The organism is Streptomyces sp. SID9727, assembly GCF_010550605.1.
GTDB lineage: Bacteria > Actinomycetota > Actinomycetes > Streptomycetales > Streptomycetaceae > Streptomyces.
In genome coordinates this window covers 26,365-43,036 of the sequence record NZ_JAAGNI010000418.1, presented here as the reverse complement: position 1 = coordinate 43,036, position 16,672 = coordinate 26,365, and the positions used below count along the sequence as shown (strand labels likewise).

Annotated in this window: 13 protein-coding genes and 1 pseudogene; 5 read left to right on the top strand and 9 right to left on the bottom strand. The window is 71.1% G+C overall.

Annotated features, from left to right (window positions below; translation table 11 throughout):
- Positions 1-296, bottom strand: a pseudogene (locus G3I41_RS29250) (helix-turn-helix transcriptional regulator); the annotation flags it as partial.
- Between the two features lie 135 nt (positions 297-431).
- Between G3I41_RS29250 and G3I41_RS29245 the strand changes: the two are divergent.
- The gene (locus G3I41_RS29245; protein WP_164403433.1) at positions 432-2,108 is read left to right on the top strand and encodes an AMP-binding protein; all 1,677 of its coding nucleotides are present in this window, start codon (positions 432-434) and stop codon (positions 2,106-2,108) included.
- Entirely contained in the window at positions 2,105-3,712 is a 1,608-nt protein-coding gene (locus tag G3I41_RS29240) for an AMP-binding protein (protein ID WP_164403431.1), read from the top strand. Before G3I41_RS29245 ends, G3I41_RS29240 begins: the two co-directional genes overlap by 4 nt.
- 181 nt (positions 3,713-3,893) lie before the next feature.
- Here G3I41_RS29240 and G3I41_RS29235 read toward each other — a convergent pair whose 3' ends face one another.
- A complete protein-coding gene (locus G3I41_RS29235) occupies positions 3,894-4,118 on the bottom strand; it encodes a hypothetical protein (protein ID WP_164403429.1) in 225 nt (74 codons plus the stop codon).
- 153 nt (positions 4,119-4,271) lie between these two features.
- Positions 4,272-4,970 carry a hypothetical protein gene (locus G3I41_RS29230; RefSeq protein WP_164403428.1) on the bottom strand — a complete coding sequence of 233 codons (699 nt, stop codon included), beginning with the start codon at positions 4,968-4,970 and terminating at the stop codon, positions 4,272-4,274.
- Between the two features lie 261 nt (positions 4,971-5,231).
- On the opposite strand from G3I41_RS29230, the gene gcl reads away from it, so the two are divergent.
- The gene (gene gcl / locus G3I41_RS29225; RefSeq protein ID WP_203601817.1) at positions 5,232-7,016 is read left to right on the top strand and encodes a glyoxylate carboligase; all 1,785 of its coding nucleotides are present in this window, start codon (positions 5,232-5,234) and stop codon (positions 7,014-7,016) included.
- Positions 7,017-7,134: 118 nt separating this feature from the next.
- Here gcl and G3I41_RS29220 read toward each other — a convergent pair whose 3' ends face one another.
- Complete coding sequence (locus G3I41_RS29220; RefSeq protein WP_164403425.1) at positions 7,135-7,506, bottom strand: cupin domain-containing protein; 372 nt, start codon at positions 7,504-7,506, stop codon at positions 7,135-7,137.
- Between the two features lie 104 nt (positions 7,507-7,610).
- On the opposite strand from G3I41_RS29220, the gene G3I41_RS29215 reads away from it, so the two are divergent.
- Positions 7,611-8,540: an AraC family transcriptional regulator gene (locus G3I41_RS29215; RefSeq protein WP_164403423.1), complete on the top strand. Its 930-nt coding sequence runs from the start codon at positions 7,611-7,613 to the stop codon at positions 8,538-8,540.
- The gene (locus G3I41_RS29210; RefSeq protein WP_343242246.1) at positions 8,537-9,181 is read left to right on the top strand and encodes a pentapeptide repeat-containing protein; all 645 of its coding nucleotides are present in this window, start codon (positions 8,537-8,539) and stop codon (positions 9,179-9,181) included. The genes G3I41_RS29215 and G3I41_RS29210 overlap by 4 nt, the downstream gene beginning before the upstream one ends.
- 649 nt (positions 9,182-9,830) lie before the next feature.
- Here the strand turns inward: G3I41_RS29210 and G3I41_RS29200 are convergent.
- The 5 genes from G3I41_RS29200 to G3I41_RS29180 all read right to left on the bottom strand — a co-directional run bounded on the left by G3I41_RS29200 (position 9,831) and on the right by G3I41_RS29180 (position 16,654).
- A complete protein-coding gene (locus tag G3I41_RS29200) occupies positions 9,831-11,288 on the bottom strand; it encodes a catalase (RefSeq protein ID WP_164403420.1) in 1,458 nt (485 codons plus the stop codon).
- 229 nt (positions 11,289-11,517) lie between these two features.
- Positions 11,518-12,417, bottom strand: coding sequence for a 2-hydroxy-3-oxopropionate reductase (locus G3I41_RS29195; protein ID WP_164403418.1), 900 nt, complete (start codon positions 12,415-12,417; stop codon positions 11,518-11,520).
- A 44-nt stretch (positions 12,418-12,461) separates the two neighbouring features.
- Complete coding sequence (locus G3I41_RS29190) at positions 12,462-13,301, bottom strand: TIM barrel protein (RefSeq protein ID WP_164403416.1); 840 nt, start codon at positions 13,299-13,301, stop codon at positions 12,462-12,464.
- 242 nt (positions 13,302-13,543) lie between these two features.
- Positions 13,544-14,986, bottom strand: coding sequence for a cellulose binding domain-containing protein (locus G3I41_RS29185; protein WP_164403414.1), 1,443 nt, complete (start codon positions 14,984-14,986; stop codon positions 13,544-13,546).
- Between the two features lie 75 nt (positions 14,987-15,061).
- A complete protein-coding gene (locus G3I41_RS29180) occupies positions 15,062-16,654 on the bottom strand; it encodes a beta-N-acetylhexosaminidase (protein ID WP_164403412.1) in 1,593 nt (530 codons plus the stop codon).
- Between the last annotated feature and the right edge of the window lie 18 nt (positions 16,655-16,672).

Here is a 16,672-nt window from a genome sequence, read left to right as displayed (position 1 = left end):
ACCGAGCGCAGGCCCTCGGCCGCGACGGCCGTGTCGTACTCGTGGCTGATGTGGCGCGAGAAGCGGTAGTCGGTCACCGCGCACGGCCTCGACAGGGCCATGGACTTGCCGCCCAGGCCACTGCCCGACGAGATCACGAGACCCCGCAGGGCCCCCGTACGCGCCCCGTTCACCTCGGCGATCCTGGCGTGGCGGCTGTCGGAGAGCAGCCCGCCGAAGGCCACGGGCAGCCCGCTCGTCCGGCGCAGCCGCAACAGCGCCGCCTGCATCTCGACCGCGTCGACGGATTCCGGCACCCTGTCGCCTCTCTGCCCGGCCCCCGGTGGATGGCGGCCCCGCGACACCCCCGTCCGGGGGTGGTGAGACCTGGGTCACTGTTTACATCATGGGAGGAGCCAAAGGACCGGCCGGGTCGGTAAAGAGGAGGGCACATGCCGGAAACGAGTGCGACGGAGACGTTCCGGGCGGCCCGGGACTTCCTGCTCCGGCACCGCGAGGACTACGCGGCCGCCTACGAGGGCTTCCGCTGGCCCCGCGACGACCACTTCAACTGGGCGCTCGACTGGTTCGACGTCATCGCCCGGGACAACGACCGCACCGCCCTGCACATCGTGGAGGAGGACGGCACCCGCACCGAGGTGTCGTTCGCCGAGATGTCCGCCCGTTCGGACCGGGCCGCGAACTGGCTGCGTGCCCGAGGGGTGCGCGAGGGCCACCGGGTCCTCGTCATGCTCGGCAACCAGGTCGAGCTGTGGGAGACCGCGCTCGCCGCGATGAAGCTCCGAGCCGTGGTCATCCCCGCGACCCCGCTGCTCGGCCCCGCCGACCTGCGCGACCGGGTCGAGCGCGGCCGGGTCCGGCACGTCCTGGTCCGGGACACCGACACCAGGAAGTTCGCCGAGGTGCCCGGCCGCTACACCCGTATCTGCGTCGGCGCCCCCACCGAGGGCTGGCTCGACTACGCGGAGGCGGCCGAGGCCCCCCGCGCGTTCACGCCGGACCGCGAGACCGACGCGGACGAACCGCTGATGCTCTACTTCACCTCCGGCACGACCGCCAGCCCCAAGCTGGTCGAGCACACCCATGTCTCGTACCCGGTGGGCCACTTGGCGACGATGTACTGGATCGGGCTCAAGCCGGGCGACGTCCACCTCAACATCTCCTCGCCCGGCTGGGCCAAGCACGCCTGGTCCAACCTCTTCGCCCCGTGGAGCGCGGAGGCGACCGTCTTCATCTTCAACTACACCCGCTTCGACGCCGGCCGCCTGATGGCCGAGATGGACCGCTCCGGCATCACGAGCTTCTGCGCCCCGCCCACCGTGTGGCGCATGCTCATCCAGGCGGACCTGACCCAGCTGAAGACCCCGCCGCGCGAGGTCGTCGCCGCCGGCGAACCCCTGAACCCCGAGGTCATCGAGGCGGTCCGGCGTGCGTGGGGCGTCACCATCCGCGACGGCTTCGGCCAGACGGAAACCGCCGTCCAGGTCGCCAACACCCCCGGCCAGGCCCTCAAGCCCGGCTCCATGGGGCGGCCCAGCCCCGGCTTCCGGGTCGTCCTGCTCGACCCGGTGAGCGGGGAGCCCGGCGCGGTCGAGGGCGAGATCTCGCTCGACCTGTCGGCGCGTCCGGTGGGCCTGATGACCGGCTACCACGGCGACCCGGAGCGCACGGCCGAGGCGATGGCCGGCGGCTACTACCGCACCGGCGACATCGGCTCACGCGACGAGGACGGCTACATCACCTACGTGGGGCGCGCCGACGACGTCTTCAAGTCCTCCGACTACAAGATCTCCCCGTTCGAGCTGGAGAGCGCCCTGCTGGAGCACGAGGCGGTGGTCGAGGCCGCCGTCGTCCCGGCCCCCGACGAGGTCCGGCTCTCCGTCCCGAAGGCGTACGTGGTGCTCGCCGAGGGCTGGGAGCCCGGGCCCGACACGGCCAAGGTGCTCTTCGCCCACTCCCGGTCCGTGCTCGCCCCGTACAAGCGGGTCCGGCGGCTGGAGTTCGCGGAGCTGCCCAAGACCGTGTCCGGCAAGATCCGCCGGATCGAACTGCGTGAGCGCACCGCCCAGGGCGGCGGCACCGAGTACGCCGAGGGGGACCTGGCATGACCGAGCTCTCGTACGCGCACGGCACGGGCACGACCGCCCTGCTCGGCGACACCATCGGCCGCAACCTGGACCGGGCGGTCGCCGCCTGGCCCGGCCGCGAGGCGCTGGTCGACGTACCGTCCGGCCGGCGCTGGACGTACGCGGAGTTCGGCGCGGCCGTGGACGAGCTGGCGCGGGCGCTGATGGCGTCGGGCGTGGCCAAGGGGGACCGGGTCGGCATCTGGGCGGTCAACTGCCCCGAGTGGGTGCTCGTCCAGTACGCCACCGCCCGCATCGGCGCGATCATGGTGAACATCAACCCGGCCTATCGGGCACACGAGTTGGAGTACGTGCTGAAGCAGGCGGGGATCTCCCTCCTCGCCGCCTCCCTCGCGCACCGCACCAGCGACTACCGGGCCCTGGTCGACGAGGTCCGGGCCAACTGCCCCGACCTGCGGGCAGTGCACTACATCGGGGACGGGTCCTGGGACGAACTGCTGTCGACGGCAACCGGGGTGACGGCCGATCAGCTGGCCGCACGCGAGACGGAGCTGTCCTGCGACGACCCGATCAACATCCAGTACACCTCGGGCACCACCGGCTTTCCCAAGGGCGCGACGCTCTCCCACCACAACATCCTCAACAACGGCTATTTCGTGGGCGAGCTGGTCGCCTACACCGAGCAGGACCGGGTCTGCCTCCCCGTCCCCTTCTACCACTGCTTCGGCATGGTGATGGGCAACCTCGGCATCACCTCGCACGGCGCCTGCATCGTGATCCCCGGCCCCTCGTTCGAACCGGCCGCCGTGCTGAGCGCCGTGCAGCAGGAGCGCTGCACCTCGCTCTACGGGGTGCCCACGATGTTCATCGCCGAGCTGAACCTGCCGGACTTCGCCTCGTACGACCTCACCTCGCTGCGCACCGGCATCATGGCCGGCTCGCCGTGCCCGGTCGAGGTGATGAAGCGGGTGGTGGCCGAGATGCACATGGAGGAGGTGTCCATCTGCTACGGCATGACGGAGACCTCCCCGGTCTCCACGCAGACCCGCCGCGACGACGACCTGGAACGCCGCACCGGCACCGTGGGCCGCGTCATGCCGCACATCGAGGTCAAGGTCATCGACCCCGCGACGGGTGTGACCCTGGAGCGCGGGCGGTCGGGCGAGCTGTGCACCCGGGGCTACAGCGTGATGCTCGGCTACTGGGACCAGCCCGAGCGCACCGCCGAGGCGATCGACGCGGGGCGCTGGATGCACACCGGGGACCTCGCGGTGATGCGTGAGGACGGCTACGTGCAGATCGTCGGGCGCATCAAGGACGTGATCATCCGGGGCGGCGAGAACATCTACCCGCGCGAGATCGAGGAGTTCCTGTACCGCCACCCGAAGATCGCCGATGTGCAGGTGGTCGGTGTGCCCGACGAGCGGTACGGCGAGGAGGTGCTGGCCTGCGTCATCCCCGCCGACCCCGCCGACCCGCCGGCCCTGGACGACGTACGGGCCTTCTGCGACGGGCAGTTGGCGCACTACAAGATCCCGCGCCTGCTCCGGATCCTGGAGACCTTCCCGATGACGGTCAGCGGCAAGGTCCGCAAGGTCGAGCTGCGGGAGACCTATCGGCCCTAGGGCGTGTTTCGAAAGTAGCGCCGTCCGCCCGTAGGGCGGGTCCGGCGGCGTCTGGTGCGTGCGATCGCAAGGCGGAGGGTCGCCCCGATACTGGTTGTATCGGGGTGATCCCGACAACGCGGCGAGCGTGCGTGCCAGGCGTCGCCGGACAGGCGGGACTTTCGAAACACGCCCTAGCGGCTCAGGCCGCCTCGGTCACGTCCCCCGTGCCGCCGCGCGTTGCCGCCGCCCACTGGAGGAGCAGCACCTCGTACGCGGCGGACTCCACGGGGGACCAGTCCTGGCCCGCGCGGGCGTCCACGAGCGCGCGAATCGCCTCGTTGGCCTCCAGGGCGGAGCGCCTCGGGAGCGCGGGGGCGTGCGCGGGCGTGTCCGAGGGTGGTGAAGTCCGTGGAGTTAAGACCATGCGCTCCACTGTAGGGCCCGCCACTGACAACGAACCGCACATCGGGGGCCGTTGGCCAGAACGTGACGGATCACACGCAGGGTGGCCGGGCGATTCCTGTGAGGTACGACACCTCGGCCGTCCTCCGTGTCCGAAAGTGCGGGGTGCGCGCGGTCAGGCGCCGGTGCTGACGAGTTCGTCCGCCGCGCCGTTCACCGGCTGCGGCGTGCCGGTGAGGTCCAGGACGAACAGCGGAACGCGCAGGGTGTCCGCGCGCTTCCGGGCCTCCGGTGTGTAGCCCGCGAGCGAGAACAGCACTCCCCGCACGGAGCCGTTGAGCGCGTTGAGCCACAGGCACTCGACGTCGCGGAGGGCGGTCGGCCCCGTCGTGGAGTCGACCTCCGCGATCAGCCCGGCCGCCCGCAGGCCGGTCCGGGAGGCCGGCCGGTCCGCCGGGTGCGTCACGTCCCGGAAGCCGAGCCAGGCGAGATAGAGCGCCGCCGCCGCGACCGCGTCCCGCGCGGTGCGGATGGTCAGCGGACGGAACGCCGGACGCGGCGCCGCCGCCGTGCGCGGCAGCGGTATGTGCGCCGGCCGGACTGCCACGGCGGACGCCACCGGCCGCACCGGCACCCGCAGCACCGCACCGCACGGGCAGCACAGCTCGGGCTGCGGCCACTGGTCGTGCCGCCCGCAGCCCCGGCAGCGCACGGTCACCCAGTCGTCGTTCCAGGTGCGGTGGGTGATCGGGACGACGGGCGCGCCGCGCAACAGTGGCGGGGCCGTCGGCTGCCCGCACGGGCACGGGTAGGCGGGGGCCGCGTACGCGTGGTCGCGGCGGCAGGCCGGGCACCGTACCGGCACTGACTCCACCGTGTGCTCCCTCCGTGCCACTTCCGTAGTCCCTCCATGCTCCCCCAGGAGCCCGCCGCTGGGTGCGGAATCGCTCCACTTGACGCCCTTCTGTCCGCCGTTCACCGCTCCCTTGACGAGGGTCCGGAGGCGGCTTAGATTTGCTTCCACATAACAGAAGAAGTTTTCCGCAATGCGGAATCGGTGATTTGGTGCTCTCAGGTGGCGCGACAGAGCCCGACTCCATCCCCGACTCCACCCAGGGACGAGCAGGAGCACTCAATGCCTCGTATGACCGCTGCCCGCGCGGCAGTCGAGATCCTCAAGCGCGAAGGCGTCAGCAACGCGTTCGGTGTGCCCGGCGCCGCGATCAACCCCTTCTACGCGGCCCTCAAGGCGGCCGGCGGCGTCCACCACACGCTCGCCCGCCACGTCGAGGGCGCCTCCCACATGGCGGAGGGGTACACCCGGGCGCGCCCGGGGAACATCGGCGTCTGCATCGGCACCTCGGGGCCGGCCGGCACAGACATGATCACCGGCCTGTACTCCGCGATCGCGGACTCCATCCCGATCCTGTGCATCACCGGCCAGGCACCGACCGCCGTCCTGCACAAGGAGGACTTCCAGGCCGTCGACATCGCCTCGATCGCCGCCCCGGTCACCAAGGCCGCCACCACCGTCCTGGAGGCCGCGCAGGTCCCCGGCGTCTTCCAGCAGGCGTTCCACCTGATGCGTACGGGCCGCCCCGGCCCGGTCCTCATCGACCTCCCGATCGACGTCCAGCTCACCGAGATCGAGTTCGACCCCGACCTGTACGAGCCGCTGCCGGTGCACAAGCCCGCCGCGTCCCGCAAGCAGATCGAACGCGCGCTGGACATGCTCGACGCCTCGGAGCGCCCGCTGCTCGTCGCGGGCGGCGGCATCATCAACGCCGACGCGTCGGAACTCCTCGTCGAGTTCGCCGAGTTGACGGGCGTCCCGGTCGTCCCGACCCTGATGGGCTGGGGCATCCTCCCCGACGACCACGAGCTGAACGCCGGCATGGTCGGCCTCCAGACCTCGCACCGCTACGGCAACGCGAACTTCCTGGAGTCCGACTTCGTCCTCGGCATCGGCAACCGCTGGGCCAACCGCCACACGGGCAAGCTCGACGTCTACACGGAGGGCCGCACCTTCGTCCACGTGGACATCGCGCCCACCCAGATCGGCAAGATCTTCGCCCCGGACCTCGGCATCGTCTCCGACGCGAAGGCGGCGCTGGAACTGTTCGTGGAGGTCGCCCGCGAGCGGAAGGCGGCGGGCGGGCTCGCGGACCGCTCGGCCTGGGCCGCCTCCACGCAGGAACGCCGTGCGGCCTTGCAGCGCCGTACGCACTTCGACAACGTCCCGCTGAAGCCGCAGCGGGTGTACGAGGAGATGAACCGCGCGTTCGGCCCGGAGACCCGGTACGTCACGACGATCGGCCTCTCCCAGATCGCGGGCGCCCAGATGCTCCACGTGTACCGCCCGCGCCATTGGATCAACTGCGGCCAGGCCGGCCCCCTCGGCTGGACCATCCCGGCCGCGCTCGGCGTCGCCACCGCCGACCCCGACGGCTCGGTGGTCGCGCTCTCGGGCGACTACGACTTCCAGTTCATGCTGGAGGAGCTCGCGGTGGGCGCCCAGCACCGCATCCCGTACGTGCACGTCCTGGTCAACAACTCGTACCTCGGCCTGATCCGCCAGGCCCAGCGCAACTTCGACATCGACTTCCAGGTCAACCTGGAGTTCGAGAACCTCAACTCCCCGGAGCTGGGCGTCTACGGCGTGGACCACGTCAAGGTGGTCGAGGGCCTGGGCTGCAAGGCCATCCGCGTCACGGAGCCGGACGCCCTCCTCCCGGCCTTCGAGGAGGCGAAGAAGCTGGCCGCGGAACACCGCGTCCCGGTGGTGGTCGAAGCGATCCTGGAACGCGTCACGAACATCTCGATGAGCGGCTCGGACATCGCGTCGGTCAACGAGTTCGAGGACATCGCGACGGACCCGTCGCACGCCCCGACGGCGATCAGGCCGTACGTGGGAGCCTGACCCGCGGGGCCTGGGGCCCGGCTCCGAAGGAGCACCTGCGGACGTCCGCAGGTGCTCCTTCGGCTGTGTCCCGCGCGATGCGCGTCAGCGTGGTCTCCATGCCGGCCTGACGCCGCCCTCAGTCGAGCACCTCGGCCGCCTTGGTCATCGGGCCCCCCGTGTCACCGGTGTTCATCGTTCCAGCCGGTTCCAGCAACAGGATCGCGGTCTCCTCGTCGGCCACGGTGCGGTGCTCGACCCCGCGGGGGACCACGAACAGCTCTCCGGGGTCCACCACCACATCGCCCTCCCTGAGCTGAATGGTGAGCCGCCCGCTGATGACCATGATCAGTTCATCGGTGTCCTCATGGGTGTGCCAGACGAACTCCCCCTTCAGTTTGGCCAGCTTGACCTCGTAATCGTTGAGCACCGCCACCTTCTTCTGCGACCACAGCTCGCTGAACTGCGCGAGCTTGTCGGCGAGGTTGACGGGAACGGCTGACGTGGACATATGGCATCCCTCCTCAGGACCGGGGACCGGATCGGCCTGTCGGACCCGGGCCGGTGCGATGAGCCTGCCGTGCCGCGACTCCGCGCGTCTTGTACGTTCCTGGCATGGCCTCTGACCACCCCCGCACGTCCGTCAGCGCCTGGAGGCCACCGGTCCCCGGGATCTCCGAGGTCTTCCACGCCCACTTCACCGACCACGCGTACCCGGCCCACACCCACGACACGTGGGACCTGATGATCCTCGACGACGGCTCAGTCGACTTCGCGCTCGACCGGCACCGCCACGGAGCGACCGGGAACACCAGCGTCCTGCTGCTTCCGCCGGGCATCCCCCATGACGGGCGTACGGTCACCGCTTCCGGATTCCGCAAACGCAACCTCTACCTCGACGACTCCGTACTTCCGCAGCGCCTGGCCGGCCGGGCGGCGGACGCGCCGGTCCTCGACGATCGGCTGCTGCGCGGCCGCATCGACCAGCTGCACGCCGCTCTCGTCCACCCCGACGACGCCTTCGAGGCCGAGTTACGCCTCGCCTTCATCCGAGAACGGCTCCACTTCCACCTCTCGGCGCTCCGGCCCCGCACACCGGGGCGGGAGGCGAACCGACTCGCCGCGCAGCTGCGGGACCTGCTCGACGCGCGGACCCGCTCCGGCCTCCCTCTGCACGAGGCCGCGGCCACCCTGCACGCCCACCCCACCCACCTGATCCGCTGCTTCACGCAGACGTACGGCCTGCCGCCACACGCGTACCTCACCGGCAAGCGGATCGAGCACGCCCGCCGCCTCCTCCTCGACGGCCACCGCCCCGCCGAGGTCGCCACGGCCATCGGGCTGCACGACCAGGCCCACCTCAACCGGCACTTCACACGCCACGTCGGCACCACACCCGCGCGCTACCAGCGCACCCGCACCCGTTCGTACCCGACCACCCCGGTCGCACCTGCTCGTGCGACGGACCCCACGCTGAACGCCCGGAGACGGGCGGAGAAGGAGCGGCACGGATGCCCCGACCCACGCGGCAAGGCGGACCGGTGAAGAGTCCCGCGGCACCGCGCCTGCCGTCCCGCCTCGAACCGGCGGAGCTGTGGCGGGACGGGCTGGAGGACGACGCGACCGTCAAACGCGTCGTGTATGCCGGCACCTCGTTCGCCGGTGCGCACGCTGAGGCCTTCGAGGCGGAGGGCTGCCGGTTCGAGGGGGCCCGCTTCGCCGGGGCCGTGATGCGGCAGAGCCAGATCTCCGACTCCGTCCTCGACACCTGCGACTTCGCCGAACTGAAGGCCGACGACGTCTCACTGGTTCGCTGCACCGTGTCGGGCAGCCGTCTCACCGGATCCTCGTGGAGGGCCGCGACCTTCCGCGACGTGCGCTTCGAGAACGGCAAGGCCGACCACGCGCTCTTCCGGGAGTGCAGGTTCCACGGCGTCGCCTTCGAGGACGTCCCCATGCACGGCGTGGACTTCCAGAGATCGGAGATGCACCACGTCCGCTTCACCAACTGCGATCTCACCGGAGCCCAGTTCGCGCACCTGGCCGCGGGAAGCGTCCGCTTCGAGCACTGCACACTCACGGACGTGGGCGGCGCCGCCTCACTCAGGGGCGTCGTGGTGCAGGGCCCGGGTTCGATGGAACTGGCCCTGAGCCTGGCCCGGGAGGCGGGGATCGTCTTCGAGTAGCGCGCTGCCGGCGGCCCCTGGGCCGCGCACGTCGGGGTTCACCGGCCGCCCGACCTGATCCACGGCCATCGCCCTCGGCTGATGAGCGGCGGCAATGCGCTTTCCTTGCCGAAGACCGTGGCGTAACGTCGCGCTCTTCGCCGCGGACGCCCCCAACATCGTCACGGTCGTCACGGGCGCTCTGCATCCGTGGCTGGAGGTGTGGGAACAGGCCCGCACCCCCAGCGCTACCAGGCATCTGGAAGGGCTTGTCGATGTCTGGTGCTTCGAGGGCCAGCTGTCCGAGCCGAAGCTGGGATTCCTTGATGAGTACGACGCCACCCCGGAGCTGCTGCCGTGGGTCGCCGGGAGATTCGTTCAGCCGATGGTGAAGCGCTGGTTCTGGAGTTCGACGCACACCCCCAGCGCACGAAAAGGGCGCGGAGTACGGGACCGTATCCGTACTCCGCGCCCTGGTTCAGGGGGAACAGGGGCCGCGGCAGTGGCGCGAAGGGGGGCTGCACGGGCCTTCAGGTCTGGTGACCGGGCCGCCCTCCCGCGTACCACCGCACTGGCATCGCGCCACCGCCGCGGCCTCGTCCTGCCCGCACCGCGCAACAACCCCTCATCCGGGTGGACGCGTCGGCGCGGGCAGGGTTCAGGGGTGAGGTCAGTCCTCGCGGAGGGCGCGGACCGCCTCCTCCACGCGCTTGCCGTACTCGGGGTCGGCGGCGTGGAAGTGGGCGAGGTTCTTCTCGATGACGTCGTCCCGGGAGACCTGGGACAGGCCGCCCGCGATGTTCGCGATCAGGCGGTCCTTCTCGTCGGCCGACATCAGGCGGTACAGCTCGCCGGCCTGGAAGAAGTCGTCGTCCTTGGTGTGGGCGGGCGCCTCGTGGGTGCCGGTCCAGCCCTGGACGGGGAGCGGGGCGGAGAGCGCCGCGTCCGTCTGGGCCGGGCCCGCGTACGAGTTGGGCTCGTAGTTCTTGTCGTGGCGCGAGCCGTACCGCGTGGCGTGGAAGCCGTCGCGGCCGTAGTTGTCCGCGGTCGCGGCGCGCGGGGCGTTGACCGGGAGCTGGGTGTGGTTGATGCCCAGGCGGTAGCGCTGCGCGTCCGCGTAGGCGAACAGGCGGCCCTGGAGCATCTTGTCCGGGGACGGGCCGATGCCGGGCACGAAGTTGTTCGGCGAGAACGCGGCCTGCTCGACCTCCGCGAAGACGTTGTCCGGGTTGCGGTCGAGCACCAGCCGGCCCACCCGCTGGAGCGGGTAGTCCGCGTGCGGCCACACCTTGGTGACGTCGAACGGGTTGAAGCGGTAGTCCGCCGCCTCGGCGGCCGGCATCAGCTGCACGTACAGCGTCCAGGACGGGTTCATGCCGCGCTCGATGGCCTGGAGCAGGTCCGTCTGGTGGGAGTTGGCGTCCTTGCCGACGAGCTCGGCGGCCTGGTCGGCGGAGAGCGAGCGCACACCCTGGTTGGTCTTGAAGTGGTACTTCACGAAGTACGCGTCGCCCGCGGCGTTCGTCCACTGGTAGGTGTGCGAGCCGAAGCCGTTCATGTGGCGGTACGACGCGGGGATGCCCCGGTCGCCCATCAGCCAGGTGATCTGGTGCGTGGCCTCGGGGGAGTTCGCCCAGAAGTCCCAGACGTTGTCCGGCTCCTGACGGCCCGTGAACGGGTCGCGCTTCTGCGAGTGGATGAAGTCGGGGAACTTGATCGGGTCCTTGATGAAGAACACCGGGGTGTTGTTGCCGACGAGGTCGTAATTGCCCTCGTTCGTATAGAACTTGACGGCGAAGCCGCGCGGGTCGCGCACCGCGTCCGCGCCGCCCAGCGAGTCGGCGACGGTCGAGAAGCGCAGGAACGTCTCGGTGCGGCGGCCCACTTCGGAGAGGAAGTCGGCGCGGGTGTACGCGGTGACGTCGTCGGTCACCTCGAAGTAGCCGTAGGCGCCGGAGCCCCGGGCGTGCACCACGCGCTCCGGGATGCGCTCCCGGTTGAAGCGGGCGAGCTTCTCCAGGAGGTGGCCGTCCTGGAGGAGGATCGGGCCTCCGGCACCCGCGGTGGCGGAGTTCTGGTTGTCGGCGACCGGGGCGCCGGACTCGGTCGTAAGCACACGCTGCGTCATGGTGTCGGGGCGACCTTCCGTACGGGGAGCTGCTGAACTGCGACGGCCAGGGGGCAGAGTCCTGGGGGCGTGTCCGGAGCGTAAAGAGACCCGGGATGCGGCGTCAACAGTTTGTTGAAATTCGTGGTGGGAGGGTGTTCCGGACGGTGCCGGCGCCTGGGCGCGACAGGACAGGTGTCAGCGACGGCACCGTCCGGAAGTCTGTGGGGAGGAAGGGGAGCGGCCGGGCTCAGCCCTGGACGGGCAGGCCGGACAGCCGCTCGACCGAGCGCAGCAGCGCCGAGTGGTCCAGGCCGCCGTCGCCCTGCGCGCGCAGCGAGGCGACGAGCTGGGCGACCACACCGCCGACCGGCAGCGCCGCACCGACGTTGCGGGCGGCGTCCGTGACGATGCCCATGTCCTTGTGGTGCAGGTCGATCCGGAAGCCGGGGGCGAAGTCCCGGTTGAGGAAGTTGTCCTTCTTGCGGGTCAGCACGGTCGAACCGGCCAGGCCGCCGTTGAGGACGTCCAGCGCGGCGGCGAGGTCCACGCCGGACTTCTCCAGGAAGACCACGGCCTCGGCGCACGCCTGGATGTTCACCGCGACGATCAGCTGGTTCGCGGCCTTCACCGTCTGGCCGGAGCCGTGCGGGCCGCAGAGCACGATGGTCTTGCCGAGCGCTTCGAGCAGCGGCTTCGCGGCGTCGAAGTCGTCCTGCTCGCCGCCCACCATGATGGAGAGGACGGCCTCGATCGCGCCGGCCTCGCCGCCGGAGACGGGGGCGTCCAGGACCCGGATGCCCTTCTCCGCGGCGTTCTTCGCGAGGTCGACGGAGGTCTGCGGGGTGATCGAGGACATGTCGATCAGCAGCGCCCCGCGCTTCGCGTTCTCCAGGATGCCGTCGGGGCCGTACGAGATGGCCTCGACCTGCGGGGACGCGGGCACCATCGTGATGACCACGTCCGCGTCCGCGACCGCCTCGGCGATCGAGGAGGCGCCGGTGCCGCCGGCGGCGGCCAGGCGGTCGACCTTGTCCTGCTCCAGGGTGTAACCGGTGACGTCGTAACCGGCCTTGATCAGGTTCTCCGACATGGGCGAACCCATGATGCCGAGACCGATCCACGCAACCTTGGGGAGGTTGTTGCTCATGAGGGTGCCTTCCGATCAGCGTGTACAGGGGCTCCTGCGGGGCCTCAGCGGGCGGGACGCGCCGCGGCCGGGAGCCAGTCGAAGGAGTCGGCGCTCGGGCGGTCGCCGGGCTTGTACTCCAGCCCGACCCAGCCCTCGTAACCGGCCTTCGTCAGTTCGTCGAGGAGCTGCTCCAGGGGGAGCGAGCCGGTGCCGGGCGCGCCGCGGCCCGGGTTGTCGGCGATCTGGACGTGCCCCGTCCTGTCGGCGTACGCGGTGATGACCTGGCTCAGGTCCTCGCCGTTCATCGACAGGTGGTACAGGTCCAGCAGGAACTTCGCGTTGCCGAGGCCGGTCGCGGCGTTGACCCGGTCCACGACCTCGATCCCGGCCGGTGCGCTCACCAGCGGATAGCGCGGGGACTCCGGCTCGTTCAGGGTCTCGATCAGCAGCACCGCGTCGATCCGGTCGGCGGCGCGGGCCGCCAGGACCAGGTTCTCCAGGGCGAGTTCGTCCTGGGCGGCGGGGTCGACGCCGTCGACCCGGTTGCCGTAGAGCGCGTTGAGCGCCTTGCAGCCGACCGAGGCGGCGAAGTCGGCCGCCACCTCGATGTTGGCCCGGAAGCGCTCCGACTCCGTGCCGGGCACGGAGAGCGCGCCGCGGTCGGGGCCGGGGAGCTCTCCGGCGTAGAAGTTCAGGCCCACCAGCTGGGTGCCGGCGTCGTCGAGCGCCTTCTTGAGGGCGTCGAGCTCGGCCTGCTCGGGGGTGGGGGTCTCGATCCAGGGCCACCACAGCTCGACCGCCGTGAAGCCGGCCGCGGCGGCTGCCGCGGGCCGCTCCAGGAGCGGGAGTTCCGTGAAGAGGATCGAGAGGTTCACATCGAAGCGCTGGTCCGGGTAGCCCATGAGGGTTTCGGCGCTCCTTCCGTATTGCGGAAGTTTGTTTCTGCTTAATGGAAGATTGCCCGGAGGGTGGTGGGGCTGTCAAGGGGGTCCCCGGAAATTCGGGCCGGTCAGGAGGTCCGTACGAGGCGCGGCGGCTGCCTCGGGCAGAAGCTCCGGACACGCGAAAAGCGGGGCGGAGGCCCTTCGGCCCCGCCCCGCCCGCTCGTCCCGCTACCGGTTCACCCGGGTTCTCGCAGACCGGTTCACCCGGCCGGAACCGTGTCCTGGAACGTCGTCCCCGCCGCGCGCAACGCGGCCACCTTCGCGTTCACCTGCGAAGGCGTGAGGACCTTGTCCTTCACATGCAGGACGTAGTCCACCTGCTGGTCGTACGCGCGAGGCGTGGTGCTCGTCTGCCCGGCGAGGTCGATCAGCCACTGGTTGAAGTTGATCGACATCCCGCGCTCCGGGAGGTAGGCCGCGCCGTGCGTGCCGAAGAGCTGCCCGTCGATGTAGTACGTGATGCTGCTGTTGTCGATGGTCACCACCAGGTCGTGCCAGCCGGCGTAGCTCTGCCGGGACTCGGTGTGCTGGTTGACCGCCTCCCAGGGATCGGGCCGGTAGGTCTCCCAGGAGGTGGTGTAGAGGATGTTGCCGCTCTCGCCCCAGCCGCCGTTGGGCAGGTACTCGAAGTCGTACTCGGCGTAGTCGTCCGCCATCGGGGCCTTGAGGTCGTTGATGGTGAAGAACGTCTGGACGAGGTGGTCGCCGTCCGGGCCCGACTTCGGCGCGTCGTTGAACTTGACCCGCGCCGCGTAGGTGCCGTTGCGGAACTTCATGGACTGGGTCAGGATCTCGGTCTGCTTGGTCGACTCGCCGGTGCCCGCCGTCGACGTCTCCAGGTTCATGACGGAGTTGCCGCTCTGCGTGGCGAACGTGACCTTGTCCGGCGCCCAGGTGGCACCGGGCACGCCCGGCCCGCCCGCGTTGGAGCGGACACTCCAGCCGTGCGCCGCGATCCGCGGGTCGCTGTGGCTGCTGTAGTTGAAGTCGTCGAAGAGCGTCGGCCCGTCCTCACCCGGGTCGGTCGGGTCCGTCGGGTCCGTGGGGTCGGTCGGGTCCGTGGGGTCGTTGCCCTCCGGGGCCGTGCCCCAGACCGTGGCGCCGCCGAGCTGCGCGGTCACCTTCGTCCAGTCGGTGTACGCGGTCGAGCCGGCGCCGAACGAGTAGTCGTCGCTCTGCACCAGCGGCTGCCAGTTCGACCGGTAGAACCGCAGCTGCATGTCACCGGTGTCGGCACCCGGTGCCAGCGAACCCGCGCCGGAGGTGAAGCCGATCTCCAGGTAGCGGTCGGCGGTGGCGGTCGGGTGCGCGAGCGTGCCGAACGTCCCCGTGATGTTCCCGCAGCCCTTCACCGCCCAGGAGCACGCGAACCGGTAGACCTCGCCCACCGCGTCGCCCTTGAAGTAGTAGCGGATCTTCACGTCGCTGAGCTGCACGGACCCGCTGCCGGTGTTGCGCACCTTCAGCCAGGGCTCGCTCTGGTCGGCGCTGGCTCCCGACGCGCCGGTGCGGTACTGCACGGCGATCGGCTCGCCGGCGGCGCTCGCCGTCGTGGGGACGGCGGCCAGGGCCGTACAGCCCAGTGCCACGGTGACGGCGGCCGCGGCTGCGGCGCGCAGCCGGCTCTTCGCGTGTGACTTCATGCGTGTGTTCCTTCCGGGAACGTGGTGGGGGAGTGCGACTTCAGGGGGTCGGCGCTGTTCCTGGGGAGTGGGAGGTCACGGGGTCGGCGCTGTTCCTGGGGATGCCGCGGGGAGCGGCCGGTGGCTCAGGGGGCGGTAGCGGACGCCGAGCGCGTCCAGCCGGGTGGTGTGGTGGCCGAGGCGGGCCAGGAAGCCGGGCCAGCCGTCGCCGCCGCCGGACCAGGCGCGGTCCGCGAGGGCGCACAGCCTCGGATACGTCTGGTACTCGATCCGGTCCGGGGTGGGCGCGTACTCGGTCCACAGCTGGGCCTGCGTGCCGAGCAGCCGGGCCGCGTCGCCCGGCTCCCAGTCGTCGGTCAGCGAGCGGTCTCCGTGCACCGTGCGCAGCGCGACGGGCGGGCCCGGCTGCGTGAGCGGTTCGCCGGGGGCGTCGGACTCGGCGTAATCGAGGTAGGTGGCCCGGTAGTGGGCGGCGACCACCTGGTGGCCGCGGCGGGCGGCGGCGCGGGCGTGGGCCGGGTCGCGCCAGGTCATCACCGTGAACTCCGGGGGGAGTCCGGTGCCGGTCTCGGCCCAGCCGACCGGGATACGCCCCCGCCCGGTCACGTGCGCGCCGATGCGGCCCATGAACCAGCCGTGCAGGGCCCGCGCGTCGGGCAGCCCCTCGGCGGCGGCCCGTTCCCGGGCCGCCGGGCTGCTCTCCCACTCGGTGGCCGGGCACTCGTCGCCGCCGACGTGGATGTACGGCGACGGGAAGACGTCCATGACCTCGTCCAGCACCGTCCGGCAGAAGTCGAAGACCCCCTCGTGGACGCCGAACACCGTGTCGCAGACGCCCCACCGGGTCCACACGCCCAGCCGCCTCGACGGGTCGTTGCCCAGCTCCGGATGGGCGGCCAGCGCGGCACGGACATGGCCCGGCATCTCGATCTCCGGCACCACCCGCACCCCCCGCGCCTCCGCGTACCGGACGAGGCCGCGCAGCTCCTCGGTGGTGTACGCCCCCGAGTGCGGGATGCCGTCGAAGCTCTCGACCGGGCCGCCCGGCGGACCGGACATCGACTGGCTCCGGTGGCCGCCGATCCCCGTCAGCCTCGGGTACGCGGCCACCGGCATCCGCCAGCCCTGGTCGTCGGTGAGGTGGAGGTGCAGCGTGTTCAGCTTGTGCAGGGCCATCAGGTCCACGTAACGGCGCAGGTAGGAGACCGGCTGGAAGTGCCGGGCCACGTCGAGCATCGTGCCGCGCCAGGGGTGCGCCGGGACGTCGCTGATCTCCACGCACGGCAGTGTCCAGGCGCCGCCGCGCCGGGCCCCCGCCGAGAGCGCCTCGGAGGGCAGGAGCTGGCGCAGCGTCTGGACCCCGCACAGCAGGCCGGGCAGCCGGGCGGCCCGCAGCAGCACCGTGTCCGGGCCGATGGTGAGCCCGTACCCCTCCTCGCCGAGGCCGCTGAGCTGCGGGTCCAGGGCGAGCACGACGCGGCCGGTGGCGGAGGGCGCGAGGGGGAGACCGGTGCCGGGCCGGAGCAGGGTGCGCAGCAGGTCGGCGGCGCCCTCGGCACCGGGGTAGGCGCGGATGCCGGTGTCCGGGGTCAGGCTGAAGCGGCCGGGGCGCGCGGACACCTTGCGGGGGCGGGGGACGAGGGAGTGTTCGGGGCGGTGGGCGGGCATGCGGGGCCTCCGGGAGGG

Bases quoted from the DNA above. Each gene is read 5' to 3' on its own strand.
- G3I41_RS29180 (WP_164403412.1), bottom strand. From the start codon at position 16,654: ATGCCCGCCCACCGCCCCGAACACTCCCTCGTCCCCCGCCCCCGCAAG.
- G3I41_RS29215 (WP_164403423.1), top strand. From the start codon at position 7,611: ATGGCCTCTGACCACCCCCGCACGTCCGTCAGCGCCTGGAGGCCACCG.
- gcl (WP_203601817.1), top strand. From the start codon at position 5,232: ATGCCTCGTATGACCGCTGCCCGCGCGGCAGTCGAGATCCTCAAGCGC.
- G3I41_RS29200 (WP_164403420.1), bottom strand. From the start codon at position 11,288: ATGACGCAGCGTGTGCTTACGACCGAGTCCGGCGCCCCGGTCGCCGAC.
- G3I41_RS29220 (WP_164403425.1), bottom strand. From the start codon at position 7,506: ATGTCCACGTCAGCCGTTCCCGTCAACCTCGCCGACAAGCTCGCGCAG.
- G3I41_RS29245 (WP_164403433.1), top strand. From the start codon at position 432: ATGCCGGAAACGAGTGCGACGGAGACGTTCCGGGCGGCCCGGGACTTC.
- G3I41_RS29195 (WP_164403418.1), bottom strand. From the start codon at position 12,417: ATGAGCAACAACCTCCCCAAGGTTGCGTGGATCGGTCTCGGCATCATG.
- G3I41_RS29190 (WP_164403416.1), bottom strand. From the start codon at position 13,301: ATGGGCTACCCGGACCAGCGCTTCGATGTGAACCTCTCGATCCTCTTC.
- G3I41_RS29240 (WP_164403431.1), top strand. From the start codon at position 2,105: ATGACCGAGCTCTCGTACGCGCACGGCACGGGCACGACCGCCCTGCTC.
- G3I41_RS29185 (WP_164403414.1), bottom strand. From the start codon at position 14,986: ATGAAGTCACACGCGAAGAGCCGGCTGCGCGCCGCAGCCGCGGCCGCC.
- G3I41_RS29235 (WP_164403429.1), bottom strand. From the start codon at position 4,118: ATGGTCTTAACTCCACGGACTTCACCACCCTCGGACACGCCCGCGCAC.